The organism is Brevundimonas sp. GW822-FHT03E11 (assembly GCF_058801445.1).
Genome location: NZ_JBXANG010000014.1, coordinates 15066 through 40625 on the forward strand (window position 1 = coordinate 15066; position 25560 = coordinate 40625).

General features: G+C 68.6%; 24 protein-coding genes and 1 other RNA gene. 14 read left to right on the forward strand and 11 right to left on the reverse strand.

Annotation, left to right across the window (positions count from 1 at the left end):
• Positions 1–49 precede the first annotated feature (49 nt).
• The gene (locus AC1RKE_RS15630) at positions 50–1066 is read left to right on the forward strand and encodes an adenosine kinase (RefSeq protein WP_348684781.1); all 1017 of its coding nucleotides are present in this window, start codon (positions 50–52) and stop codon (positions 1064–1066) included.
• Between the two features lie 168 nt (positions 1067–1234).
• Here AC1RKE_RS15630 and AC1RKE_RS15635 read toward each other — a convergent pair whose 3' ends face one another.
• A complete protein-coding gene (locus AC1RKE_RS15635) occupies positions 1235–2365 on the reverse strand; it encodes a Rieske 2Fe-2S domain-containing protein (protein WP_348684780.1) in 1131 nt (376 codons plus the stop codon).
• Positions 2366–2474: 109 nt separating this feature from the next.
• Between AC1RKE_RS15635 and AC1RKE_RS15640 the strand changes: the two genes are divergently transcribed.
• From AC1RKE_RS15640 to AC1RKE_RS15650, 3 genes are all read left to right on the forward strand, one after another.
• Positions 2475–3446 carry an alpha/beta fold hydrolase gene (locus AC1RKE_RS15640; RefSeq protein WP_395942063.1) on the forward strand — a complete coding sequence of 324 codons (972 nt, stop codon included), beginning with the start codon at positions 2475–2477 and terminating at the stop codon, positions 3444–3446.
• Positions 3443–4066: a methyltransferase domain-containing protein gene (locus AC1RKE_RS15645; protein ID WP_348684523.1), complete on the forward strand. Its 624-nt coding sequence runs from the start codon at positions 3443–3445 to the stop codon at positions 4064–4066. The genes AC1RKE_RS15640 and AC1RKE_RS15645 overlap by 4 nt, the downstream gene beginning before the upstream one ends.
• A 106-nt stretch (positions 4067–4172) precedes the next feature.
• Positions 4173–6266 (forward strand): transglycosylase domain-containing protein, encoded by a 2094-nt coding sequence (locus tag AC1RKE_RS15650; RefSeq protein ID WP_348684524.1) that lies wholly within the window; start codon positions 4173–4175, stop codon positions 6264–6266.
• Between the two features lie 180 nt (positions 6267–6446).
• Here the strand turns inward: AC1RKE_RS15650 and AC1RKE_RS15655 are convergent, their stop codons facing one another.
• Together AC1RKE_RS15655 and AC1RKE_RS15660 are read right to left on the reverse strand one after the other, a co-directional pair.
• Positions 6447–7175: a M48 family metallopeptidase gene (locus tag AC1RKE_RS15655; RefSeq protein WP_054764013.1), complete on the reverse strand. Its 729-nt coding sequence runs from the start codon at positions 7173–7175 to the stop codon at positions 6447–6449.
• The gene (locus AC1RKE_RS15660; RefSeq protein ID WP_348684525.1) at positions 7141–8421 is read right to left on the reverse strand and encodes a polyhydroxyalkanoate depolymerase; all 1281 of its coding nucleotides are present in this window, start codon (positions 8419–8421) and stop codon (positions 7141–7143) included. Before AC1RKE_RS15660 ends, AC1RKE_RS15655 begins: the two co-directional genes overlap by 35 nt.
• 214 nt (positions 8422–8635) lie before the next feature.
• Here AC1RKE_RS15660 and AC1RKE_RS15665 point away from each other — a divergent pair, with 214 nt between their 5' ends.
• The gene (locus AC1RKE_RS15665) at positions 8636–8974 is read left to right on the forward strand and encodes a hypothetical protein (RefSeq protein WP_054764012.1); all 339 of its coding nucleotides are present in this window, start codon (positions 8636–8638) and stop codon (positions 8972–8974) included.
• Between the two features lie 116 nt (positions 8975–9090).
• Positions 9091–10314, forward strand: a complete 1224-nt coding sequence (locus AC1RKE_RS15670; protein WP_395942062.1) for a hypothetical protein — start codon at positions 9091–9093, stop codon at positions 10312–10314.
• Positions 10315–10318: 4 nt separating this feature from the next.
• Here AC1RKE_RS15670 and cysQ read toward each other — a convergent pair whose 3' ends face one another.
• Positions 10319–11161 carry a 3'(2'),5'-bisphosphate nucleotidase CysQ gene (cysQ, locus tag AC1RKE_RS15675; RefSeq protein ID WP_287106384.1) on the reverse strand — a complete coding sequence of 281 codons (843 nt, stop codon included), beginning with the start codon at positions 11159–11161 and terminating at the stop codon, positions 10319–10321.
• A 108-nt stretch (positions 11162–11269) separates the two neighbouring features.
• On the opposite strand from cysQ, the gene chpT reads away from it, so the two are divergent.
• The 3 genes from chpT (at position 11270) to AC1RKE_RS15690 (ending at position 13232) form a co-directional block, all read left to right on the forward strand.
• Entirely contained in the window at positions 11270–11947 is a 678-nt protein-coding gene (gene chpT, locus AC1RKE_RS15680; RefSeq protein ID WP_182714675.1) for a histidine phosphotransferase ChpT, read from the forward strand.
• 95 nt (positions 11948–12042) lie between these two features.
• The gene (locus tag AC1RKE_RS15685) at positions 12043–12420 is read left to right on the forward strand and encodes a response regulator (protein ID WP_182714674.1); all 378 of its coding nucleotides are present in this window, start codon (positions 12043–12045) and stop codon (positions 12418–12420) included.
• On the forward strand, positions 12417–13232 hold the full coding sequence (locus AC1RKE_RS15690; RefSeq protein ID WP_305488156.1) for a CheR family methyltransferase: 816 nt from the start codon (positions 12417–12419) through the stop codon (positions 13230–13232). The genes AC1RKE_RS15685 and AC1RKE_RS15690 overlap by 4 nt, the downstream gene beginning before the upstream one ends.
• Before the next feature lie 33 nt (positions 13233–13265).
• Here AC1RKE_RS15690 and cckA read toward each other — a convergent pair whose 3' ends face one another.
• The 4 genes from cckA to fliQ form a co-directional block, all read right to left on the reverse strand.
• On the reverse strand, positions 13266–15311 hold the full coding sequence (gene cckA / locus AC1RKE_RS15695) for a cell cycle histidine kinase CckA (protein ID WP_287106387.1): 2046 nt from the start codon (positions 15309–15311) through the stop codon (positions 13266–13268).
• A gap of 63 nt (positions 15312–15374) precedes the next feature.
• Complete coding sequence (gene flhB / locus AC1RKE_RS15700; RefSeq protein ID WP_054764005.1) at positions 15375–16451, reverse strand: flagellar biosynthesis protein FlhB; 1077 nt, start codon at positions 16449–16451, stop codon at positions 15375–15377.
• A complete protein-coding gene (gene fliR, locus AC1RKE_RS15705; protein ID WP_054764004.1) occupies positions 16444–17226 on the reverse strand; it encodes a flagellar biosynthetic protein FliR in 783 nt (260 codons plus the stop codon). The genes flhB and fliR overlap by 8 nt, the downstream gene beginning before the upstream one ends.
• A 30-nt stretch (positions 17227–17256) precedes the next feature.
• Positions 17257–17520: a flagellar biosynthesis protein FliQ gene (gene fliQ / locus AC1RKE_RS15710; protein WP_054764003.1), complete on the reverse strand. Its 264-nt coding sequence runs from the start codon at positions 17518–17520 to the stop codon at positions 17257–17259.
• A gap of 152 nt (positions 17521–17672) precedes the next feature.
• Between fliQ and dinD the strand changes: the two genes are divergently transcribed.
• From dinD to AC1RKE_RS15725, 3 genes are all read left to right on the forward strand, one after another.
• Positions 17673–18515: a DNA damage-inducible protein D gene (gene dinD / locus AC1RKE_RS15715; protein ID WP_152948940.1), complete on the forward strand. Its 843-nt coding sequence runs from the start codon at positions 17673–17675 to the stop codon at positions 18513–18515.
• A 229-nt stretch (positions 18516–18744) separates the two neighbouring features.
• A complete protein-coding gene (gene folE / locus AC1RKE_RS15720; RefSeq protein WP_152948939.1) occupies positions 18745–19344 on the forward strand; it encodes a GTP cyclohydrolase I FolE in 600 nt (199 codons plus the stop codon).
• 46 nt (positions 19345–19390) lie between these two features.
• Complete coding sequence (locus tag AC1RKE_RS15725; protein ID WP_348683768.1) at positions 19391–20548, forward strand: acyltransferase family protein; 1158 nt, start codon at positions 19391–19393, stop codon at positions 20546–20548.
• Between the two features lie 8 nt (positions 20549–20556).
• Here the strand turns inward: AC1RKE_RS15725 and AC1RKE_RS15730 are convergent, their stop codons facing one another.
• Complete coding sequence (locus AC1RKE_RS15730) at positions 20557–22401, reverse strand: DNA polymerase III subunit gamma/tau (protein ID WP_348683767.1); 1845 nt, start codon at positions 22399–22401, stop codon at positions 20557–20559.
• Between the two features lie 309 nt (positions 22402–22710).
• An RNA gene (gene ffs, locus AC1RKE_RS15735) (signal recognition particle sRNA small type) lies at positions 22711–22806 on the reverse strand.
• Between the two features lie 47 nt (positions 22807–22853).
• Between ffs and nudC the strand changes: the two genes are divergently transcribed.
• Positions 22854–23774, forward strand: coding sequence for an NAD(+) diphosphatase (gene nudC / locus AC1RKE_RS15740; protein ID WP_305488675.1), 921 nt, complete (start codon positions 22854–22856; stop codon positions 23772–23774).
• 20 nt (positions 23775–23794) lie between these two features.
• On the opposite strand, the gene AC1RKE_RS15745 is transcribed toward nudC, so the two are convergent.
• Positions 23795–24532 (reverse strand): 3-deoxy-manno-octulosonate cytidylyltransferase, encoded by a 738-nt coding sequence (locus tag AC1RKE_RS15745; protein ID WP_194166988.1) that lies wholly within the window; start codon positions 24530–24532, stop codon positions 23795–23797.
• Positions 24533–24688: 156 nt separating this feature from the next.
• Here AC1RKE_RS15745 and AC1RKE_RS15750 point away from each other — a divergent pair, with 156 nt between their 5' ends.
• Complete coding sequence (locus tag AC1RKE_RS15750) at positions 24689–25408, forward strand: c-type cytochrome (protein ID WP_395942076.1); 720 nt, start codon at positions 24689–24691, stop codon at positions 25406–25408.
• Positions 25409–25560: the final 152 nt, after the last annotated feature.

The following is a 25560-nucleotide window of genomic DNA, read 5'->3' on the forward strand; positions in this document are numbered from 1 at the left end:
TTATAGGTTTTCGGGTGACGTGCCGGTCTTCAACCGCTAAGGCGCGCCCATGACCCAGAACACCGCCCAATATGACGTCTGCGCCGTCGGCAACGCCATCGTCGACGTGCTCAGCCCCTGCGACGCCGCCTTTCTGACGGCCCAGGACCTGGCCCCCAACTCCATGCAGCTGGTCGACGCCGAACGCAGCGCCGCCCTGTATGACGCCATGGCGCCCGGCGTCGAGGCTTCGGGCGGATCGGCCGGCAACACGGTCGCCGGCGTCGGCTCCTTCGGCGGCCGCGCGGCCTATATAGGCAAGGTGGCCGACGACGTCCTGGGTCAGGTCTTCACCCACGACATCCGCGCCGCCGGCGTCCATTTCGACACCCCGGTCCTGACCGGCGGGGCCGACCAGGGTTTCGGCACCGGCCGCTGCCTGATCAACGTCCTGCCCGACGGGGCGCGCACCATGGCGACCTTCCTGGGCGCCGCCAATCAGCTGTTCGCCGACGACATCGACGAGGCCCTGATCGGCGCCAGCCGGATCGTCTATCTGGAAGGCTATCTGTTCGACCCGGCCCCGGCGCGCGCCGCCTTCGAACGCGCCGCCGCCGCCGCGCACAAGGCCGGCCGCAAGGTGGCCATCACCCTGTCGGACACCTTCGTCGTCGCCCGCTGGCGCGCCGAACTGCTGAGCTTCATCGAACAGTCGGCCGACATCGTCCTGGCCAATGAGGCCGAACTGGGCGCCCTGTTCGAAACCGATGATTTCGACGCCGCTGCGGCGAAACTGGCCGCCATTGTCGAGATCGCCGCCGTGACGCGCGGGGAGCAGGGCTCGGTGGTGATCAAGGGTGCTGAGCGCGTCGCGGTCGCCGCCTATCCGGTCGCCAAGGTGATCGACACCACGGGCGCCGGCGACCAGTACGCCGCCGGCTTTCTCTTGGGTCTGGCGCGCGGTCTGTCGCTGGAGGAGGCCGGGAAACTGGGCTCCCTGGCCGCGTCCGAAGTCATCGCCCACTGGGGCCCGCGCCCGATGGTGAAACTGGCCGACCTGGCCGGGGAGCATGGGCTGAGGGTGTAATCCGGACCTTCCCCCGCTCGCGGGGGAAGTGTCAGCTCGTCGAGCAGAGCGAGACGGCTGACGATGGGGGAAGTCTTCTTGCTTTAAGCAAGACTTCCCTCTCCGACCCTGGTCCGCTGCGCGGACGCCGGGCCACCTCTCCCGCAAGCGGGAGAGGGTCGTTTTGTGTCAGCTCTTCCACCTCAGGGTCGTGGACTGGATCGGGTTGGCGAAAGGCCGCCCTTCGGCGCGGCTCCTGGCCCATTCGCGCTTGAGCTGCTGGTACCATTTGGCCTGTTTGTCGGCGTCGTCGATCCAGATCAGGGCGGGGTCGTAGCGCAGCCCCTCGTTCTGCAGGTTCACCATGCCGCCGTCCTGTTTCAGGAAGGCGACCACCCCCAGGCGCAGGAAGGGTTTGGCGATGTCGAAGACCCAGTGGTCGGACCAGAAGATCTGGGTGATGCGGGTCTTGGTGTCGCTGATCGGGGTCAGGCAGGTCAGGGCCAGGACCTGTTTTTCGCCGACCTGGATATGTTCCCAGCGATAGCCGGGCAGGCGGAAGGTGATCTCGGTCGCCGGGGCGCCGCCCAGGATCTTGTAGAGGCGGCTGTTCGACGAGGGGGCGTGGCGCACCATGGCCCAGCCGAAATCGACGGGTGCGAAGGCCTTGGCCTTTTCGTGCATCGAATGTTCGGACCGCCACCACCATTGCTGGTGGACATAGGGGCCGTGGGCCGGGTCCATCAGGCCGACGACGGCGTGGTCGATATGGCTGTCGAACTCCATCCCTTCGACCAGTTTCGGGCCGGATCCGACGACGCCGGGGAAGACGGGGGGCTCATGGTCCGGTTCTGACGGATTGCGGGCGTCCGAGGCCATCCAGACGAAGACCATGCCTTGGCTCTCGCGCACCGGATAGGACCGCACCTTGATGCGGTTCGCCTCGAACGCCTGATCCTCGACCAGGGACGGAATGGCGGCGCAGACCCCGTCGGGCCGGAAGCGCCAGCCGTGATAGGGGCATTCGATCGTCTCGCCCTCGCCGGGCTTCTCCACCAGCTTCCCGGCCGACAGGGGGGCGGCGCGGTGGGGGCAGATGTCGCGCATCCCATAGACGGCCCCCGCGCGGGTGCGGCCGATCAGGACGGGTTCGCCCATGATCTCATAGCGTTTCAGCCCGGCCGGGGCGACGTCGCGCGACAGGGCGACGAAATACCAGGCGTCGGCGACGAATCCCTTGCCGAACGGCTGGGCGCCGCTCTTGGACGGGGCGGTTTCGGCTTGAGGGGGCTGGACGGGAGCGGCGTCTGCGGGCTTCATGCGCGCCTCATAACAGAGGGACGCGGGGTCTGTCCTCACGAAGTCCTCAGAGAACTTTACAATGCAAAGTGAAGACGTCATAAGGATGGCTTCACAGGGGAGTTTCGCCATGTTTCGCGCCTTGAGTTTCGCTGCGGCCCTTTTCGCCGCCACCACGGTTCAGGCCCAGGCCGAAGCCCAGAACAGCCACGGGACCCATTCCGAGCACGGCTCGGCGCACGGCCACCACCATGCGGACTTCGCCTCCGACCGCATCCACGTCCGCATCGACGGCGACATGGACGGGCGCGACATCATCCTGATCCCCGGCCTCAGCTCTTCGCCGGAAATCTGGCAGGGGACGGTGGATCATCTGACGGCCCAGGACGGGGTCGGCTGGCGCGTTCACCGCATCCATGTCCAGGGCTTCGCCGGCGCCCCGGCCGAAGGCAACGCCCAGACCGGGGACGCCCCGACCCCCGTCGCCTCACCGGTCGCCGACGAAATCGCCCGCTATATCCGCGAGAACAATCTGCCCAAGCCCGCCGTCGTCGGCCATTCGATGGGCGGAACCATCGGCCTGATGCTGGCCGCGCGCCATCCCGACAGCGTCGGCCGTCTTATGGTGGTGGACATGATCCCCTTCATGGGCGCCATGTTCGGCCCGCCCGGAACCACGGCCGACAGCGTCAAACCGGTCGCGGACCAGATCTGGGCCGCCCAGGCCAACAGCCCGCGCGAGGCCTATGTCACCCAGGCGACCGCCTCCATCAACGGCATGATCAATACCGAAAGCCGCCGCGAAGAGGCGCTGGAAGACATGCGGACCAGCGATCAGAAGGTCTCGGCCGCCGCCTTCCGCGAACTGGTGGCGACCGATCTGCGGCCCGAACTGGCGAAGATCACCGCCCCGACCGAGGTGCTGTACGTCAAGTTCAACGACCCGCGCATGACGCCCCAGATCACCGACGCCGTCTACCAGATGTCCTACGCCGGCCTGCCGGGCGTGACCCTGAAGCGGATCGACGACAGCGCCCACTTCATCATGTTCGACCAGCCCCAGGCCTTCTACGGCGAACTGGACGCCTTCCTGGCGCGATGAGCCATCCGGCGGCGGACCGAGTGGTCGGTCTCTATCAGGATGGGGCCGAGGGCTGGATCGCCGACCGCGGCCCGTCCCTCTATGCGGGACCGAACGGTCCGAACGAGCCCGAATGGCTGGACCGGTTCGTCGCCGGCCTGCCGCCCGGCGCCTCCATTCTCGACGTCGGATGCGGCTCGGGCTGGCCGATGGGCGCGGCCCTGCTGGAGCGGGGGTTCAGGGTCGTGGGGCGGGATTCCTCGCCGGCTCTGATCGCCCATGCGCGCGAGACCCTGCCGGCCGGCGTCTGGGAGACCGCCGACATGCGGAATCCGCCGCCTGTCGGGATGTTCGACGGCGTCCTGGCCTGGCACAGCCTGTTTCACCTGACGCCCGAGGCTCAGATGCGCGTCCTGCCCGGCCTGGCGGACCAGGTTGGGCCTGGCGGGCGGCTGATGTTCACCAGCGGTCCCGCCCATGGCGAGACCATCGGCGAATGGCGCGGCGAACCCCTGTATCACGGCAGTCTGGACCCCGCCGCCTATCGCGCCCTGCTGGCGGAGGCCGGTCTCTCAATGGAAGCCGACGGGGCCGAGACCGGCGTCTGGCTGGCCCGCCGCGCCATTCTTTCGGCGAAATAGCCGCTCACGCTGGCGTGAAGTGAGCGGGGCCGTTTCGGCGGCGGTTCATACGCGGTACACGTCGGTATGAGCTAATCCGCCTCAGCGCGGCATCTGAAGGAAAGTCATGGCGGGTCCAGGGTTCGGGGGCGGACAACAGGGCGGCGACAGGCCGGCCCGAACGCCGTTGCAGAAGGCGCTCTACTGGGGCGCGGTGCTGGCCGTCTGGGGGCTGATCTTCCTGGTGGTCTTCTTCGCGGTGTTTGCGCGCGGCCTGCCCGACACCTCGACCCTGTACAATGTCGATCGCCAGCCCTCGATTACCTATCTGGACCGCAACGGCGCTCTGATCGCGACGCGCGGCACCCAGATGGCGCCGCCTGCGGATCTGGACGCCCTGCCCGACTATGTGCCGGCCGCCTTCATCGCCATCGAGGACCGGCGCTTCTATCACCACCCCGGCTTCGACCCCATCGGCATGATGCGGGCCATGGCCACCAATATGCGCGCCGGCCGGGTGGTCCAGGGCGGCTCCACCCTGACCCAGCAGCTGGCCAAGAACCTGTTCCTGACGCCGGACCAGAACCTGCGCCGCAAGGTGCAGGAACTGATGCTGGCGGTCTGGCTGGAGATGAAATTCTCCAAGAAGGAGATCCTGGCCCTCTATCTGAACCGGGTCTATTTCGGCGCCGGCGCCTATGGGATCGAGGCGGCGTCGCAACGCTATTTCGACAAGTCGGCCAAGGATCTGACGGTCGGCGAGGCCGCGCTTCTGGCCGGCCTGCTGAAGGCGCCCTCGCGCTATTCGCCGGTGTCAGAGAGCGAGCGGGCCGCCAACCGCGCCACCGTCGTGCTGAACGAGATGGAGGAGGCCGGGGTCATCACCGCCGCCCAGCGCGAACAGGCCGTGACCCAGCCCATCATCGTGTCGCGCACCCTGGCCACCCAGCACGCCCAGTATTTCATCGACTGGCTGGACCAGTCGATCCGGGGTCTGGTCGGCGAACCGACCGAGGATCTGGTGGTCGAAACCACCCTGGACCTGACCCTGCAGACGGCGGCCGAACGCTCTGTGCGCCGCATTCTGGACCGCGACGAGGGCAAGGGGGTGCAGCAGGCGGCCCTGGTGGCCCTGGACGGCGACGGCCGGGTGCGGGCCATGATCGGCGGCGGCTCCTATGCCGACAGCCAGTTCAACCGCGCCGTCGAGGCGCGTCGTCAGGCGGGGTCGGCCTTCAAGCCCTTCGTCTATCTGGCGGCGGTCGAGGCCGGCTATACGCCCCAGACTCCGGTGGTCGATCAGCCGGTCACCATCGGCAACTGGTCGCCGAAGAACTATTCCAACACCTTCGCCGGCCCCATGCCCCTGTCCCAGGCGGTGGCCCAATCGATCAATACGGTGGCGGCCTCCGTCGCCGACCAGATCGGCCGCGACAGCGTCGCCCGGGCCGCGCGGCGCCTGGGCATCGAAAGCCGGATCGGTCTGGAGCCGGCCATGGCTCTGGGCGCCGTCGAGGTCTCGCCGCTGGAGATGGCCACCGCCTATGACGCCTTCGCCAACGGCGGCCGCCGGGTCGAGGCCTATGGCATCAGCCGCATCCGCACGCCCCAGGGCCGCGTCATCTATCAGCGCGCAAGCGGCCAGAGCGGTCAGGCCATCAACAATCCGCCCCTCTATTACATGAACCAGATGCTGCGCGGGGTCATGACCTCGGGCACCGGGCGCAGCGCGGCCATCGCCGGGCGCGACCTGGCGGGCAAGACCGGCACCACCTCCGACTATAAGGACGCTTGGTTCGTCGGCTACACCGGCGGCTTCGTCACCGCCGTCTGGGTGGGCAAGGACGACAACACCGCCATGCGCGGCGTGACCGGCGGCTCCTCGCCCGCCGCCATCTGGAAGGGCTTCATGGAGGCGGCCCTGCCGCGCCTGAATGCGCCCCGCATCCCCGACGGCCCCGCCATGCCCGAGGGCTGGGTCGCGCCGGACCCGATCGGCGACCTGATGTCGGGCATCGGCGAGGACGGTCTGCCGATCCAGCCGACCGACCCGGCGGCCGAGGGCGACCCCTATGCCGAACCGCCGGAGGCCGCCGCGCCGTCGGACCCGAAACAGCCGCTGGACCGGCCCAAGGCCCAGCCGACGCCGCGCGATCCGCCGGACCAGCAGCCGGAAGGCCGCCAACCGGCCGAAAAACGCAGCGACCCGCTGTTCTTCTGATTGGAGCAGGATGATGTTTCCTCCCCGCTTCGCGGGGAGGTGGCTCGAAGCGTAGCGGAGAGACGGAGGGGCTCTTGAAAGCGCTCTGACGTCGCCGCTGCGGAAAGAACCCCTCCGTCACGGCGCTGAAGGAGCGCCGCGCCACCTCCCCATTTCATGGGGAGGAGACGAGCAGCGGGGTCATCGCCCCACCGCATGAAGCGCCGCGCCATGGTCCTTCAGCCATTTGCGCCAGGGCCGGTGGTCTCCCACCAGCCGCTCGACCACCGACCAATAGGCCGGGCTGTGGTCGGCGTGGACCAGGTGGGCGACCTCGTGGGCGGCGAGATAGTCGATGACCGGGGGCGGGGCCATGATGACCCGCCAGGAATAGCGGATGGTGCGGTTGTGCGGGCTGCATGAGCCCCAGCGCGAGCGGGTGTCGGCGATCGACACCTGGACCGGCTTCTGACCCAGGGTCCGCAGATGGTGTTCGGTGCGTTCGACCAGGGTGGCGCGCGCCTCGCGCTTCAGCAGATTCTCGACCCGGCGGGCATAGGCCTCGCCCTCGCCGCCCGAGCGGATGACGGTTCCCTCCTCGACCAGCCGCGCCGCGCCGGCGCCGGGCGTCGCCTCCAGCCGCACGGGCCGGCCGCGCAGGGCGATGACCTGGCCCGGCTGCAACGGCCGGCTCCGGGGGCGCACGGCCAGGCGTTCGGCGATCCAGACGCTTTTCGAACGGGCGAAGGCCACGGCCTGGACCAGGCCGCGCTCGGTCGGGGCGATCACCACCGCCTCGCCGGCCCGGGCGTCGATCCGTACCGACAGGCGCCGCGCGCGCGGATTGACCGACAGTCTCAGCGTCGGACCCGAACCGGGTTCGGGCCGGTCTTCGTCAAGCGGCAGCCGCTGACCGTTGCGATACGCCAAGTCGGGCCTCGTTCCGGGCGATGAAGTCGCGGACGCGGGGATAGATCTCCTCGCGGAAACGACGACCGTTGAAGACCCCGTAATGGCCCACGCCGGGCTGGACGTACAGCACCCTCTGATCCTCGGGGATGTTCGGGCACAGGCCGTGCGCCGCCTGGGTCTGGCCGACGCCGGAAATGTCGTCCTTCTCCCCCTCGACCGTCATCAGGCCGATGTCGGCGATCTTGCTCAGATCGACCTTGCGGCCGCGATGCTCCAACAGGCCGCGCGCCAGCAGATGCTGCTGGAAGACGATGTCGATGGTCTGGAGGTAGAACTCCTCGGTCAGGTCCAGGACCGACAGATATTCGTCGTAGAATTCCTCGTGCTTCTCCACCCCGTCGCCGTCGCCGGCGATCAGGCTGGTGAAATAGTCCCAGTGGGCGTCGCGGTGACGCTCCTGGTTCATCGACATGAAGCTGTAGAGCTGGACAAAGCCCGGATAGACCCGCCGTCCGAACCCCGGATAGGGCAGGGGCACGGTGTGGATCATGTTCGACTTGAACCAGGTGAAGGGCTTCTCCTCCGCCAGCTGGTTGGTCACGGTCGGCGACAGGCGGGCGTCGATGGGCGAACCCATGAAGGTCATGGAGGCGGGGCGGTTCTCGTCGCCGTCCTCGGCCATGATCGCACAGGCCGCCAGGACGGGCGGGCCGGGCTGGCAGACCCCGACGACGTGGGGCCGGCCGCCGATCTCGGCCAGCATCCGCCGGACATGGTCGATATAGTCGAAGAAGTCGAACCGCCCCTCCAGCACCGGAACCTGGCGGGCGTTGATCCAGTCGGTCACATAGACATCGTGGTCCTGTAGAAAGGCCTCGACCGTGCCGCGCAGCAGGGTGGCGTAATGGCCGGACAGGGGGGCGACGATCAGGACGGCGGGACCGGACGCGGGTTTTTTGGCGCGCTTCAGATCGCCGATGTTGCGGGCGAAGCGGACCAGGCGGCACCAGGGGCTCTGCCAGATGACCTGTTCGACCGTTCGGACCGGCTTGCCGCCGATCTCGATGGCCTCCAGCCGCCAGTCGGGCTTGCCGTAGCGGCGGGTGACGCTCTCGAACAGTTCGGCCGAGGCATAGGCGGTGCGGGCCAGGGCCGTGTCCGCCGCCGGATTCAACGGCGAGCTCCAGAACCGGCGCGCCATCTGGGCGCCGAAGCGCCAGGGCAGGGCCGACTGATAGGCGAGTTCATGAAGGGCGTAGAGCATGACCATCCGTTGGGCCGCGCCGCGACCGGCGTCGGCGGGCCTCTTGCTGCACGGCAACATACAGGGTTTCGGCCTTCGCGTCAGTTAATCGCAAAGGGGTGTGAATGGGGCGCAGTTCGACCTTCTCGCCGCCGCATGAACATGATCTGATAGGGCCGACGTTCGGGGTCGTCCCTTCGGAACCGTCTCTATCGGAAAGGTCTTGGAGCATTCGATGTGGGTCTCGCTGACCATCGCCGGCCTGATGCTGCAACAGGCGCCCGCTGCGGGTCTGGTCTCCTATGAGGAATCGGTGCGTTGCGCCGGCCTGACCCAGGCGGCGTCCGAGCTGGAGGGCGGAGAAAGCGCCGAGGGCCGCAGCCTCTATGACGCGGCCCTTTTCTGGTCGCTGGCGGCCATGCAGGCGGCGACGGCGGCCGGCAAGCCCGCCCGCGCCGCCGAGGCGGATCAGACCCGCGCCCGTATCGAGGCGGTGCGCCAGCTCAGCGCCGACGCCCCCGCCGCCCGCGCCGCCCTGCAGCGGTGTCGGCGCAAGACGCCGAACCTGAACTGAGGCCGAAATGTCGGCTTGGGGCGCGGCTGAACGTTCGTGGCGGCGCTGCGTTTGCAGGAGACCGACGGCAAGGGACGTCTTTCGTCCCGATCCGGGATTTTAAGGCGTTCAACCCTATGTTCGAGTTCGGTCGTGATCTTCGCAAACTCTTCGCCCAGGCTCGTGAGAGCGAGGATCTGGGCTGGGTCGAACTGATCGGGGTCGATCTCCTGGCCGCCGAGGCCCGGCGCGAGGCCACCGACGCGGGCCGCGTCTCCTGCGCCCGCCCCTTCGACACCGAAGTCCGCGCCGCCGCCCTGTGGCGCGAGCACGCCCGCCGCAGCGGGGCGGCCGACAGCCTGACCCGCGCCGACCGTTGCGCCGACAGTCTGGTCCGCAACGCCCAGGGCGACGACCAGGCCGCCCGCGCCGCCGGCGCCAAGGCGCAAGGGTTGATGCTGCGCTTCGACCTGTGCGGCGATCCGGCTCATCTGGACCGCGCCCTGGCCCTTGTGGCGGGGGCGGGGCGTCCGCGCCGATCCAAGACCGCCGCCGACCTGGCGGCGACCCACGCCCGGCTGAAGGCCCGCAAGGCCCGCCTGTCCGGCGATGCGAAGGCGCTGATGGACGCCGCCGCCCTGATGGATGCGGCCCAGCACGACCTGTCCGGCGAGGATGTGGACCTTCGTCTGGATCAGGCCGCCTTCGCGCTCGAGGCCGGGGTGATTCAGCGCGACCCCCGCCTGCTGGACCACGCCGGGCGCGACCTGGGCATATTGGTCGAAGGCGCCTCGCCCGATCACCGTCCCCTGACCCGGGCCCGCGCCCTGGCCATGTGCGGCGCCGGCCTGTCCGCCCTGGCGACCCTGGCCGACCACGCCGAGGCCCAGGACCAGGGCCGCTCCATGTTTGAAGCCGCCGCCGACCAGTTCACCCCCGATCACAGCCCTCTGGACTGGGCGGCGATCCAGGTTCTGCGCTCCGGCGGCGACGCCCTGCCGCTGATGGTGCTGAACCAGGCCGAAATCCTCACCCAGGGCCAGGGGCTGATCATCGGCGCCCTGGTCCGCGAGCGGCGGCTGGCGCGCGAGATCGCCCTGGTCGAAGCCATGGAAGACCGCGCCGGCCTGGACGTGCTGGAGGATCGGCTGCGTCATCGCCTGGCCGCCGCCGCCCCGCTCGATTGGGCGGCCGACCAGATCAGCCTGGCCGGTGTGGCCCTGGCGCGTCGGCGCCTTGGCGGCCCAGAACCGCGCCGCCTGAACCTGATCCTGAACGAGGCCGTCCTGACGGCCCGCGAAATGGGCGTCCCCGCCCTGGCCGAACGCGCGGGCCTGCTGCTGTTGCAGTCGGGCCTTTGAAGCCTCAGCCGCCCATGGCCACGAAGGGGCCGTTCAGGAAGCGGGGCTTGCCGTAGGACAGAGGCTGGCCGTCGTCGGCCAGGACGCGCCCTCCGGCGGCCTCCAGCACGGCCTGACCCGCCGCCGTATCCCATTCCGAGGTCGGACCCGAGCGCGGATAGGCGTCGAACCGGCCCTCGGCGATCAGGCAGAACTTCAGCGAGGAGTCCGTGCCCTGCCAGCGGGTGCAGCCGTGCCGGGCGGCCAAACGCGCGGCCTCCTCGTCGGTGACGCTGTGGCTCAGCAGGGCCATCCCCTCGGCCGGCCGATCGCGCACCTTGATCGGCCGCCATTCGGCGCCGGAATGGGCCTCCCCCTCCTGCTGTTCGCCGAACTGGCGGCGGAAGGCGCCCTGGCCGGGGGCGTCGGTGCGCCAGGTGGTCGCCGTCGCCGGCGCCGTGACCACCCCCGCGACCGGACGGCCGGCGTGGATCAGGGCGATGTTGACGGTGAAGGCTTCGCCGCCGCGCACGAACCCCTTGGTGCCGTCCAGCGGATCGATCAGCCAGAACCAGTCCTCGGCTTGGTCCGGGGCGCCGCTTTCGGCGACGGCCTCTTCCGCCACCGTCTGGACGCCGGGATAGAGGGCGGCCAGCCGTTCCAGGATCAGGGCCTCGGCCGCGCGGTCGGCCTGGGTCACGGGGCTGTCGTCGGACTTGGTCTCGACGGCGGTGTCGCTGCGCCAATAGGGCAGGATCAGGCGGGCGGCGTCTTCGGCGATCTCGGCGATCGCCAGGGCCAGGGCGCCGGAGGCCAGATCGCGCGAAAGGGTCTTGTCGGGTGTCGCGGGGGAGGGGGAGGTCGTCATTGCGGGCTCGATAGACCATTGAGCCGGTTCCATGAACCGGCAAATCACGTCAGCTTCTCTTGCGCCTCCTGACTGTGACCTGAACGCCGACGAGAGTATGCAGGCTCAATGATCCCGACCGACGCCGAAAACGACGCCCCGCCCGCCCTGGACCTGCCGTTCGAGGGGACGGAGCTGGCGACCTATGTGGCCGCCAAACTGTGCCACGACTTCATCAGCCCCTCGGGCGCGATCGTCTCGGGCCTGGATCTGATGAAGGACCCTTCGGCCCAGGACATGCGCGACGACGCCCTGGCCCTCATCGAACAGAGCGCCAACAAGATGGTGGCCCTGGTCCATTTCGCGCGGGTGGCCTTCGGCGCGGCGACCAGCAGCGAGCGGTTCACCGCGCGCGAGCTGCGCGATCTGGTGGTCGGCATGACGGCGGGCGGTCGCGCCTCTCTGGACTGGCGGATCGAGGAGCAGGAGTTCTCCAAGCCCCAGGCGCGGGCTCTCACCAACCTGGCCTATCTGACGGTCGGGGCTCTGCCCCTGGGCGGCAATGCGGTGATCCAGTCGCGGGTCGCACAGGGCGCCCTCTTCCTTGAAGGGTTCGCCGAGGGCGCCCGGGCCCGGCTGAAGCCCGAGGCCGTCGTCGGCCTGACCGGCCGGCGCCTGACCGAGGGTCTGGCGGGCCAATGGATTCAGCCCTATTGGCTGTGGCTGACGGTCAAGGAGGCGGGCGGAACCCTGCGCGTGGCGGTGCAGGAAGAGCGGATCGCCCTGGTCGCGCGCATGCCCCATTAGGTCGCCCTGGAGGCGTTTCCCAACGACTCGTTAACTGGCGATCTGCCATATTAAGCGACGCACATCGGCCGACCGTCTCCGCCTGGGAGCCCGCCTTGAACTTCAAAACCTGCCTGATCGTCGACGACAGCCGCATCATCCGCAAGGTGGCGCGTCGGATCGTCGAAGGCTTCGGCTATGAGGTGGATGAGGCGGCGGACGGGGCCGAGGCCCTGTCCTACTGCACCGGCGTCATGCCCGACATGATCCTGGTCGATTGGAACATGCCGGTGATGGACGGGCTGACCTTTCTGCGGCGTCTGCGCGCCCTGCCCGAGGGCGGACGGCCCAAGGTGCTGTTCTGCACCATCGAAACCCGGCCCGAACGCATCGCGGAGGCTCTTGCGGCCGGCGCCGACGACTATGTGATGAAGCCGTTCGACGGCGAGATCCTTCAATCCAAGCTGACGGAGGTCGGCGCGATCGCGGCATGACTCCCCAGGACTTCGACAAGCTCCAGGGACTCTTGGCCACCCGCGCCGGCTACAGGCTGACGCGGGATCGCATGAATTTGGCCGAGCATCGGCTGGGGCCGATCGCGCGGCGCGAAGGCTACGCCAATGTCGAGGCCCTGCTGGCCAATCTGTGGGCCCATCCGGTCGCCTCCCTGGGCTGGGCGGTGATCGAGTCCCTGCTGAACCCCGAAACCTGGTTCCGCCGCGACCGCGCCCCCTTCGACGTCCTGGAACAGGAGCTTCTGCCCGCCCTGGCCAAGGCGCGGCCCGGCGGGCGGGTCAGCCTCTGGTCGGCGGGCTGCTCCACCGGGCAGGAGGCCTGGTCCATCGCCATGGCGGCCAAGGCGGCCGGCGCTGCGGCCGAGATCGTCGCCACCGACCTGTCGCAGCGTGCGATCGATAAGGCCCGCGCGGGCCTCTACACCGGTTTCGAGATTCAGCGCGGCCTTAACGCGCGAGCCATGCTGCGCTGGTTCGAACCGGACGAGGAGAACTGGCGGGTGCGTCCCGAACTGGCGGAGATCGTCCGGTTCGGCCGGGCCAATCTGCTGGACGAGCCGACGGACGAGATGCGGTTCGACGTCATCTTCTGCCGCAACGTCCTGACCCATATGGAGCCGTCGCGCCGCGCCCGGCTGCTGGACGGGCTGGAGCGCCGCCTCGTCGACGACGGCTGTCTGTTTCTGGGCCTGGATGAGCGGCTGGAAGGCGAGACGGTCGCCTTCCGCCCCGTCAGCGGCCGTCAGGGTCTCTATGTGAAGACCCCCGCCGCCGTCCGCCGCGCCGCCTGATCGGATCGCCCCCGGATTGCCGCCCAGGCGGTCTCAGCCCGCGTGCAGCTCCTGCTTGACCCGCTCCGCCAGGGTCTTGATGTCCAGCGGCTTGGGCAGGAAGGAGACCCCCGCCTCGTCCTGCAACAGGTCCGAAAAATCGCTCTCGGCATAGCCCGAGATGAACATGACCGGGGCGTCGCCCAGATATTTGCGCGCCTTCTTCAGCAGGGACGGGCCGTCCAGGCCGGGCATGATGACGTCCGAGATCATCATGTCGATCTGTCCGGCGTGCTCCTCGGCCAGCATCAGGGCCTCCTCGCCGTCGGCGGCCTCGATGACCTCATAGCCGCGCTGGCGCAGCAGGCGGGCGGCGATGCCGCGCACCGCGTCCTCGTCCTCGACGAACAGGATGCGCCCGGCGCCCGACAGGTCACGCGGCGCCTTGACCTTGACCTCGACCGGCTGGACCTCGGCCAGTTCCGCCTCGCCCGCGGCGGGCAGGAAGATGCGGAAGGCCGCGCCCATGCTCATGCCGTGGGGGCCTTCGATATTGCTGACCGAAATATGGCCCCCGGCCTGCTGGGCGATGCCGTAGACGGTGGCCAGGCCCATGCCGGTGCCCTCGTTCACCGCCTTGGTGGTGAAGAAGGGCTCGAAGATCTTGTCCACCAGTTCGGGCGGCACGCCGGGGCCGGTGTCGGACACCTCGATCAGGGCCACCTCGTCGGTCGGGGCGGCGGCCCAGCCCATCTCGCGCGCCTGCTGGGCGGTCAGGCGGCGGGTGGTGATGGTCACGACGGCGTCGCCGGGTTCGACCACGCCGCGCATGGCGTCGCGGGCGTTGACCGCCAGGTTCATCACCGCCGTCTCCAGCTGGCTCTTGTCGGCCAGAACGATCGGCAGGTCCCGGCCGTAGTCGGTCTCCAGCCGCACGTCCTCGCGCAGCAGCCGGCGCAGCAGTATGGCGAACTCGCCCACCAGCTCGCCCAGGTCCAGCCGCTCGCGCCGCACCGTCGACTTGCGCGAAAAGGCCAGCAGCTTCCTCACCAGGTCCGCCGCCCGGATGGCCGTCTGGCGGATCTCGTTCAGCCCCTCATAGGAGGGATCGCCGACCGGGTGCCGTTCCAGCAGGCCCGACAGCTGCAGCTGGATGGCCGTCAGCAGATTGTTGAAGTCGTGCGCCACCCCGCCCGCCAGCTGGCCCACGGCCTGCATCTTCTGGGCCTGGCTGAGCTGCAGCTCCATCGACTTCTGGGCCGAGACGTCGAACAGCCAGATGCGTTGGCGCTCGCCCTCGGGCGCCACATACAGATGCAGCATCTTGTCGGGATAGGCCCGCGCCACCAGTTCGATCGGGCCGGACGACCCGGCCGCCAGCTTGGCCCGCGCCTCGACCACGCCCGTCGGATCGAACAGATGGCCGAAGGCGGCGTCGCGCGCGGCGTTGGGTCCGGTCAGGATCGCCAGGGCCGCATTGGCCTCTTCCGCCCGGCCGGCGAACAGGTCCGAACCCGCGACGACGGCCGAGCCGAACGGGGCGCCGGCGGCCATGGCGCGGGCCTCGCCGTTCGTCCCCTGGGCCTGGGCCGGAACGGCGGCCAGCGGCAGGACCGCCTCGGGCGCGGCCCGCATCAGGAACCGGTCGGGGCCGGCCCGGCCGATCACCACCTCGAACTCGCGCGCCCCGATCTGGACGATGGCGTGGCCCGGCTCGCCCCGCCGCGCCTGGGCGAAGGCCATATAGAGGGCCTGGGCCGACTTGCCGCGGGGCAGGGCGGTGGTGGCGCCGTTGGCCTCGGCCCAGGCGCCGTTGAAGGCCAGGACCTGGCCCGTCTCCCACACCAGGGCGGCCGGCTCGGCCATGGCGTCCAGCAGTTCAACCGCCACGTCGCTGGACGGCTGGACCGTCTCGGCCCGGCGGAAACCGAACAGGGCGATCAGGGCGATCAGCCCCACGGTGACGATCAGGATCAGGCCCGGGGCCGAGGTCGGATTGGCCCGAAAGGCCGGATAGGCCAGGGCGGCGACCGTCGCCACCGCCCCGAAAGCCATCACGGCCGAGAGCAGGTCGAACGGAAGACGGCGTTTGGGCGTCATGCGGCCTCGCGAATCAGTAGGCTGATCATACGCTGAAATCGGGCGGCAAGCCTTACGGCGGCGTTACCGGCGTTTTCGCGATTGGAAGACGAAGCCGATGATCTTGGCGGCGGCCTCGAAATGCTCCTTCGGGATCACCTCGTCCACCTCGACCGTGGCGTAGAGCGCGCGCGCCAGAGGCACGTTCTCGACGATGGGCACGTCGTGTTCCTTGGCCACCTCGCGGATGCGCAGGGCCAGGGCGTCCACCCCCTTGGCGACGCAGACCGGCGCCCCGTCCCCCTGATCCGGCTCATAGCGCAGGGCCACCGAATAGTGGGTCGGGTTGGTCACGATCACCGTGGCCTTGGGCACATTGGCCATCATCCGCTGGCGGCTGCGCTGCATGCGGATCTGCTTCAGCTTGGCCTTGACGTGCGGGTCGCCCTCGGTCTGCTTATAGTCTTCCTTCAGCTCTTCCTTGGTCATCCGCATCCGTTTGGCGAAGCGCATCTTCTGCCAGATGAAGTCGGCGCCGGCGGTGGCTCCCAACAGGATGATGGCCGCCACGAACAGGGCCAGGGCCATGTCCCGCGCCAGGGGCAACAGGGCCAGGGGGCTCACCGTCACGAGGTTCTCGAACTCGCGCGTGTGGGGCTTCAGCACCATCCAGCACACCACGCATACGGCGATCAGCTTGATCAGGGTCTTGACGAACTGCATCAGGCCGTCAGGCCCGAAGATGCGTTTGAACCCCGACAGGGGGTTCACCGCCGACCACTGCGGCTTCAGCTTCTCGCCGGTGAAGATCAGGCCGGACTGGGCCAGATGCCCGCCCGCCCCGCCGATGATGGTGGCCAGCATGACGGCCCCCAGAAACGGGGTCATGGCCCACAGGGCGCGGGCCAACACTTGCGTCCCCGCTCCGGAATCCAGCATGCCCAGCATCTGGTGCGGGGCGGCGATGAAGGGCAGGAGCTGTTCGGCCATGGACCCGGCGAACCAGCCCCCGGCCCCCAGGATCACCGAGGCCGCCCCGGCGAGCGCCAGCACCTGACCCACGTCCTGGGACTTGGCGACGTCGCCCTTCTTGCGGGCCTCCTCAAGTTTTCGGGGTGTCGCCTCTTCGGTTTTCGACTCGGGATCGGCGCCTTCAGCCACCGGCGCCTCCCATCACCCCGGCCGCGAACAGCTCGCCCAGGCGTCGATAGCGGTCGATGAAGACGGTCCCCAGCGCCCCCAGGCTGAGGGCGAAGATCGAAAGACCCAGGATCACGCTCAGGGGCGCGGCGGCGAAATAGACCTGGAACGACGGCATGACCCGCGCCACCAGGCCCGAGGCCAGGTTGAAGATCAGGGCGAAGACCAGAACCGGCGCCGACAGCTGCACCCCCAACAGGAAGCTGTCCCCCACGGTCCGCACCGCCATGGCGGTGAAGTCGTTCATCATCAGCGGCTGGGCCGGGGCGATCAGCTTGTAGGAGCCGACCATGCCGGCGATGAACAGATGGTGGGTATCGGTGGCGAAGATCAGCGTCACCCCGAACAGCATCAGAAATGAGGCGATGGTCGATCCCGGCTGGGCTTGAAGCGGATTGGCCGTCTGGGCGAAGCTGAGGGTGGTCTGCAGGGAGACGATTTCGCCCGCCGTGGTCAGGGCCGTCATCAACAGCCGCAGCAAAAGGCCGATCATCAGCCCGGTCACGACCTCGCGGATGATCCAGCCCACCATGCCGCCCAGGCCGTCGGGCAGACCGGGCAGGTCGGCCCGCACCACGGGCCACAGCACCAGGCTGATCAGCAGGGCCAGGGACAGGCGGATGCGCGGCGGCACATAGGCCTCGCCGAAGCCGGGCATGACCATCAGGATCGCCCCGATCCGGGCGAAGATCAGCCCGCCGGCCCAGACTTGGTCGGCGGTGGCCCAGCTGTCCATCAGACGCCCCGCGTCTCGGACCCGCCCACCCTACATGCCCGCGATGCGGGCGGCGATCTGGCGCATGAAGCCGCCCAACAGGGCGCCCATCAGCGGCAGGAACAGCAGCAGGGAGACGAAGATGGCGATGATCTTGGGCGCATAGATCAGGGTCTGTTCCTGAATCTGCGTCAGGGCCTGAAACAGACCGATCACCACGCCCACCACCAGGCCCACGATCAGCACCGGCAGGCACAGCTGGATCGTCAGCCAGATGGCGTCACGCCCCACATCCAGAACTTCCGCGCCGTTCATCGGCCGAGACTCCCGCAAAACACTGGGCAGAAAATGCCGGGAGGATGGTTAACGGGGAGATAACGGTGGCGGATCTCCTGAACCCCAGCCTCTCTTGTCTGTTCTATCATGGGTTGCGATATTGGGGCGCGCTGTCATCGAGGAGGGGCGATATGAAGAGGGAGGTGATCGCTCATCTGACCGAGACCTTCGAAGGTCACGCACAACAGACGGACGCGGGCGTGGACTATTGGCTTGGGCGAGACGTTCAACATCTGCTCGGATACGCCGAGTGGCGGAATTTCCAGAACGTCCTGTCAAAGGCCAAGACGGCCTGTGAGCTCTCGGGACACGAGATCGGGCACCATTTTGTTGACGTCAACAAAATGGTCGACCTGGGGTCGGGCGGGCGACGCCAGATCGATGACGTGATGCTCACACGGTTCGCATGTTATCTGGTGGCTCAGAACGGCGATTCTGCGAAACCTGAGATCGCTTTTGCGCAAAGCTACTTCGCCATTCAAACTCGTCGAGCCGAGTTGGTGGAACAGCGCATGCTCGAAGTGGAGCGTTTGCTTGCTCGCCGCAAGTTGACGCAGACGGAGAAAGAGCTGTCCGGAATTATCTATGAACAAACCGGCGAGAACCAGAACTTCGCTCTAATCCGTAGCAAGGGCGACGGCGCGTTGTTCGGCCGATCAACGCAGGCGATGAAGGCGACATGGAAGGTGCCGGACAGCCGTCCCCTCGCGGATTTTGCGCCCACCATCATCTTGAAGGCCAAGGATTTCGCGACAGAAATCACCATCTTCAACGCCCGCGCCCACGCCATGAGAACGGAAGGCGCCATTTCTTCCGAACATGTCACCAACAACAAGGCAGTCCGAAAAACCCTTTTGGACCGCGGCATTCGGCCGGAAGCCCTGCCTGCTGCGGAAGACATAAAGAAGGTTGAGCGCAGAGTGGCGTCGCACGATCGCAAGTCGCTCCAGAATCCAGATCGAATCGACGAGTAGATGGACGGCTGTTCCTGACCTTCTGCGGAAGGCGCTCCTATGGACCAGATGCGGCGCGCAACTTGGATACATCGGACAGATCGGACACATTTTTTCGCGCCCGCCGCCGATTTCCGGACACATCGGACACATCGGACACTGTTTTTCCCGGTCCGGCGTCTGACCGCGTCGCCGCAGCGTAAGGGGTAGGATTTTTGCTTTTCGTGTTCGGCTCGCTATAGGCCCTGTCATGACCGACGTCCCCCCCAAGACCGCCCGCGCCTCCCGTCTGACCCAGGCCGACGCCGAGGCGGCGGTGCGCACCCTGATCGAATGGGCGGGGGACGATCCCGACCGCGAGGGTCTCCTGGAGACCCCGGCGCGGGTGGCGCGCAGCTATCGCGAGCTGTTCTCGGGCTATGAGACCGACCCGTTGTCCTATCTGGAGAAGACCTTCGAGGAGACGGGCGGCTATGATCAGCTGGTGGTGCTGAAGGACATCCGCTTCGTCAGCTTCTGCGAACACCATATGCTGCCGGTCGTGGGCCGGGCCCATGTGGCCTATCTGCCGACCGACCGGGTGGTGGGCATCTCCAAACTGGCGCGGGTGGTGCGCGGCTTCGCCCGGCGCCTGCAGATCCAGGAGAAGATGACCGCCGAGATCGCCGAGGCCATCAATACGGTGCTGAAGCCGCACGGCGTCGGGGTGGTGATCGAGGCCGAGCACAGCTGCATGACCCTGCGCGGGGTCAATGCGCCGGGCGCCAGCCTGTCGACAAGCCATCTGATCGGCGTGGTCCGCGACGATCCGCGCACCCGCGAAGAGTTCCTGAGGCTGGTCCGGGGCTGAACCCGGCCCGTCTCTTGCGGGGGAGGGGGCCAAGGAGGCCTTCCCCGTGCCCTGGACCCTGATTTCGACCCGGAATGAAACAACCCCGATCGCTCGGGGCGGCTGGCTGGACGCCCTGCGTTTCATTGTGGCCTTCCTGATCATTCTGCACCACTTCCAGGCGGCCGGCCCGGTCCCGCTGGCTGAGGCGGTTCATCCGGTGTTCGAACGCGGCGGCTTCCTGCTGACCAACTTCTTCCTGATCGATTCCGGCTATGTGCTGATGCGGGTCTATGGGGCGGCGGTCGGCCAGGGGCGGATGTCGCACGGCGACTTCGTCCTGAAGCGGGTGTTGCGGGTCGTCCCGGCCCATCTGATCATGGGCCTGTCTCTGGTCGCCCTGGTGCTGCTCAGCGCCTCGGTCGGGATCGCGCCCCGCAATCCCGAATGGTTCCGCTGGGACCAGCTGCCGGCCCAACTGCTGCTGGTCCAGTCTTACGGGGTGCACGGCGGCCTGGGCTGGAATGCGCCGACCTGGTCGATCTCGGCCCTGATCGGCTGCTATCTGTGCTTCCCCTGGATCCTGCGCGGCCTGACGCGGCTGGGGCCGTGGAGCGCCCTGGCCCTGGGGATCGGCGGCTATCTGGTCGCCAATCAGCTGTGCTGGAGCCTTCTGGCCTATCCCGTCTATCAGATGCCCATGGGCTACGGCTTCATCCGGGCCCTGCCCCTGTTCGTCCTGGGCATGAGCCTGGCCTGGTTCGCCCAGTCGGTGTGGATCCATCCGCGCTTCGCCGGCTGGATCGGCATCGCCGCCTTCTGTGGCCTGGTCGTGGCCCAGGCCTTCGGCAAGACCGCCCTGGTCTCGCTGGCGATGATCTCGCTGATCATCCTGGCCGCCGGCGCCGTGCCGGTGCGCCGCCCGTCCAGGCTGGTGGAGACCGCAGCCCTGGTCTCCTTCTCCATGTTCATCTCCAACGAAGTGGTCCGCATCGCCTGGTTCGGCGTGGTCAATGCGGCGAACACGCGCTTCGCCCTGTCTGAGCCGGTCCAGTGGGTTCTGTGGGGCTGCGGCGTCCTGGCGGCCGTGGCCTTCGCCTTCGCCTTCCACTTCGCCGTCGACGACCGGATCCAGTCGCGCGTCCGCGCCTGGCTGAAGCGCCGCCGCGGCGGACGCCGGTCCGCCCCGGTCGAGGCCGGGCCGGTCATCTCCCTGGAAGGCTGAACCCTCGGTCAGTCCTCGTCGTCATCCTCGGCGACGTCGGGGATTTCGGGCGTGACGACGGTTGGGGCGATCGTCTTGATCTCGCCCAGCTGGGCGCCGGGGAAGGCCAGCAGCACGGCCTTGATGAAGGGATCGGCCTCGATCTTCTGGCGCTCGGCGGCCCGTTCCTTCCTCTGGCGTTCGATCAGGGTGTCGCCGCCGCCCTGGCCGTTGGCGGCGATCAGCCAGGTGCGGCCGGTCCATTCCTTCAGCCGGCCGGCCAGGCGCCGGGCCAGTTCGACCGGCGCGCCCTCGACGCTCTCATAGACGATGGCGCCCGGCTTGAACGAGACGGGTTTGACGAACCGTTCGACGTCCATCTGCAGACCGACCTCGCGCTTCTCGCCGATCAGGGCGACCACCTGTTCGAAGGTCTGCGGGTCCGGCAGGGCCGGGGCCATGACAGGTCGGGCGGCCAGCTGGGCCGAGGCTCCGCCCCCGCCGCCGGAGCCGCCTCCACGCGGGGCCGAGCCGCCGCCCAGGGGCTCGCCCGACTGCAGTCGCTTCAAGGCTTCCTCCGGACCCGGAAGATCGGCCGCATAGGCCAGGCGAACGATAGCCATTTCCACGGCGTCGGCCGGATTGGGCGCGCGGCGCACCTCGTCCAGGGCCTTCAGCAGCATCTGCCAGGTGCGCGACAGGGTGGCGGCCGGGATGGCGGCGCCCAGGGCGGCCAGCTTCTGCGCCTGGTCATTGGGCAGTCGGGTCGCGTTCGGGCCCAGCATCTTGGCCACCGAGGCGGCGTGGCAGTGTTCCAAGAGGTCGTTGGTCACCTGCACCGGGTCGGCGCCGAAGCCGTAAAGGGTGCGGAAGCTCTCCAGGGCCTCGGGCGTGCGGCCGGCCATGACGCTCTCGAACAGGGCGATGGTCTGGCTGCGGTCGGCCAGACCCAGCATGTCGCGCACGGTCTCGGTCTTGACCGTCTGGCCGCGCTCGGCCTGGACCAGGGCCTGGTCCAGCAGGGACAGGCCGTCGCGCACCGACCCTTCGGCTGCGCGCGCGATCAGGGCCAGGGCGTCCTGCTCGATCTTCATCCCCTCGCGTTCGGCGATCCGGCCCAGGTGATCGACCAGGATCTCGGGCTCGACCCGGCGCAGGTCGAAGCGCTGGCAGCGGCTCAGAATGGTCACCGGCACCTTGCGGATCTCGGTGGTGGCGAAGATGAATTTGGCGTGGGGCGGCGGCTCTTCCAGCGTCTTCAGCAGGGCGTTGAACGCCTGCGTCGACAGCATGTGGACCTCGTCCAGCACATAGACCTTGTAGCGCGCCTCGACGGGGGCGTAGCGGACGCTCTCCAGGATGTCGCGGATGTCGTTGACCCCGGTGTGGGAGGCGGCGTCCATCTCCATCACGTCCATATGCTGGCCGGCCATGATGGCGGCGTCGTGCCGGCCGTGGGCGGTCAGGGTCAGGGACGGACGGTCGATCGTCTCCGTCTCATTGTTGAGGGCGCGGGCCAAGAGACGGGCGGTGGTCGTCTTGCCGACGCCCCGCACCCCGGTCAGCATGAAGGCGTGGGCGATCCGCCCGGTGGCGAAGGCGTTGGTGAGCGTCCTCACCATCGCCTCCTGACCGATCAGATCCTCGAAGGTGCGCGGCCGGTATTTGCGCGCCAGCACCTGATAGGCGGCGCCGTCGTCGGCCTGATCCTCGCTGACGGCGGCGACAGGCGGCGGCGCGGGCGGCGCAGGCGCGACGACGGGCCCGGCCGCCGGGGCGGGGGCGCCGAACATGTCGTCGGTGTTCTCGTCGCGCTCGACGACGTCGTCCTCTTCCCAGGGCGGGCCGTCGAGATTCGGGTCGTTGTCGCTCATGGGCGAAGTCTTACAGCGGGTGAGCGGCGGGGCGAAGGGCTTCCTTCGGACCTTCCCCCGCTTGCGCGGGAAGTGTCAGGTCGTGGCGCGCAGCGACACGCCTGACGATGGGGGAAGTCACGTGTCCTGAAGGAAAACTTCCCTCTCCGACCCTGGTCCGCTCTGCGGACGCCCGGCCACCTCTCCCGCAAGCGGGAGAGGGACGCGAACACACGCGCTCAAGCCGCGAGCGACCGCGTCGCAAGCGTTAGCGCACCAAACGCGCTCAAGCAGCGAGCCGCCGCGCGGCGAGTGTTAGCGCACAAACAAAGGAAGTAGAGACCGCGACCCGAAGGGGAATTCGTTGTGGCTGCTGCCTTCCGGCCCTGACCAGGTTGGCGAAGCCTTCGCCCGCGATCTCCGAGGGGAGATATGACGGGTGCGGCGGAGGGAATCAAGGGTTACAAGGCCGTATGGCTCATCAGAACGTCTTCTCCGGCAATCCGCTCGACCGCGCGGGCGACCTGCGCAACGACCCCGACTGGCTGGCCGAGCAGGAGGCGAACCCGGAGGCCCTGTCCATGGTGCTGTGGGAGGGGCGGCCCCTGGTCGAGGAGACGGCGGAGGGGCCGCGCCTGGCCTGGCTGTCGCTGAAACACGCCCGCGACATGGTTCCGGATCGCGACGTCTTTCTCGGCCTCTGGAAGGAAGCGCCGGTCTTCGCCGTCGAGTTCGAAGGCTCGATTGATCCGGCCGAGGGGCCGGTGAAGGGCTTGGGGGCCTTTCATGAGATGCGCGCCGCCGCGGCCATCCTGCCGGCCCAGGATGCGGCTATGGCCGGCGGGGCCAAGAGCCTGTTCGACTGGCGCCGCAAACACGGCTTCTGCGCCAACTGCGGCACACTGAGCGAGACGGCTTCGGGCGGGTGGAAGCGGCGCTGCCCGGCCTGCGGGACCGAGCATTTCCCGCGCGTCGATCCGGTCACCATCATGCTGCCGGTCTATAAGGGCGGGGCCGAGCCGGTCTGTCTGCTGGGCCGCCAGGCGGCCTGGCCGGCGGGGCGGATGTCGGCCCTGGCGGGCTTCCTGGAGCCCGGCGAGTCGATCGAGGAGGCCTGCGCCCGCGAGGTCAAGGAAGAGGCGGGCCTGACGGTGATCGACGCCGTCTATCACTCCAGTCAGCCCTGGCCCTTCCCGTCACAGCTGATGATCGGCCTGATCGCCGAGGTCTCGGACGACCAGGCCCGGCCGGATCAGACCGAGCTGGAGAGCGTGGCCTGGCTGACGCGGGCCGAGGCGAGGGCGGTTCTGGCCGGCGCCCACCCGACCATTCAGGCCCCGCCGCCCTTCGCCATCGCCCACAGCCTGATCAAGGCCTGGGCGGAGGAGGCGTAGGGTAGAGACGTTATCTGCCCTCAGACCAGCGCCCGCGCCGCCTCCAGGTCGGCGGGATTGTCGACCGACAGGGGCGCCTCGTCGATCACGGCGGCCCAGATCTGCATCCCCATCTCCAGGGCCCGCAGCTGTTCCAGCTTCTCGCGCTTCTCCAGCGGCGACTGGGGCGCGGCGCAGAAGCGGTTCAGGGCCGCGCGGCGATAGCCGTAGACGCCGATGTGACGCCAGATCGGCGCATCGCCATACAGGGTCGAACGGGTGAAATAGAGGGCGCGGCCCTGACGCTCGGCCTCGCCCCATTCGTTGCTTTTCAGGGCCAGGACCGCCTTGACCACATCGGGATTGGCCCGGTCCGACGGATCGGCCTCTGCGGCGACCAAGGTGGCGATGTCGCAGGCCGGCTCGCCGTGCAGCACGGCCGCGCAGGCGGTCGCCAGGCCCGGATCGGCGAAGGGCATGTCGCCCTGGACGTTGATCACGGCGTCGAAATCGCCCTCGGGGTCTATGGCGTCCACGGCGGCCCGGATGCGGTCAGAGCCGGACGGCAGGTCGGGGTCGGTCAGGATCGCCCGGCCGCCCGCCGCCTCGACCACGGCCACGATCTCGGGATCGCCGGCGGCGACCACGACGGGCAGGCCCGAGGCGGCGGCCTGTTCATAGGCCCGCACGATCATCGGCCGGCCGCCGATGTCGGCCAGGGGCTTGTTCGGCAGGCGGGTGGCGGCCATGCGAGCCGGTATCATTATCAGAGGATTCATGGGTCTGGCGGGGCCTGTCCTGGTCGAGCGGCGCCGTCGCGTTCGTCGCGCCGGTTGCGAACCCTGCGCTACCGTGCAAGACGTGATCCGGCAAGGAAGGCTTCTCTGCGCAAGACGGGGAAGTTGGGAAACCTAGGGACGGGTGAGACGACGCGCATGAGCGGCGATCTAAAGTGGAACAAGATTTTCGGCGCGGCTCTGGGGACGGCCTTCGTCATCCTGGTCGTTCAACAGGCGTCGGGCCTGATCTATCATTCCGAACCGCCGGAAAAGATGGGCTATTTCGTCGATGCGCCGGATGAGGTCGCCGGCGCCGAACAGGCCGAGCTGCCGCCGGACTGGGGCACGGTCCTGCCGACCGCCGACCTGGCCGCCGGCGAGGCCGCCTTCGCCCGTTGCCAGGCCTGCCATAACGCGACGCAGGGCGGGGCGGACGGCATCGGCCCGAATCTGTACGGGGTGGTGGGCGGCCCGGTCATGCACCGCGCGGGCTTCGCCTATTCGGACGCCATGGCCAAGCACAAGGCCGAGGTGCCGACCTGGGGCTATGACCAGCTGAACAGCTTCATCACCGCCCCCGCCCGCTATGTGCCCGGCACCAAGATGTCCTTCGCCGGCATCCGCGACACCCAGACCCGGATCAATCTGATCGCCTGGCTGCGCAGCCAGGGCTCGAGCGGCTTCGCCATCCCCGCGCCCGATCCGGCCCGCCAGCCCGGCGCCGCCGCCCCCGCCGAGGGTGAAGCCGCCCCGGCCGAGGGCGCCCCCGCCACCGAGGCGACGGGCGAGGCCCCCGCCGTCGGCGAACCGGCGACCACCCAGGCGACCCCGGCCGCGCCACCCGCCGCCACCAGCCCGGCGCCGCCGAACAGCTGATCGCGCGCCCGACGGGCCGCCCTCATCGATCTTCGCCCGGCGTCTTCGGATCCCGGGCGTTTTTCGTTTCTAACGAAGCGGTCGATCTTAAGGGCGCCGGTCGGGCCGTCGCCCCGAACGCCCAGTCGAAACGCCATGATGTGGCCTTTGGC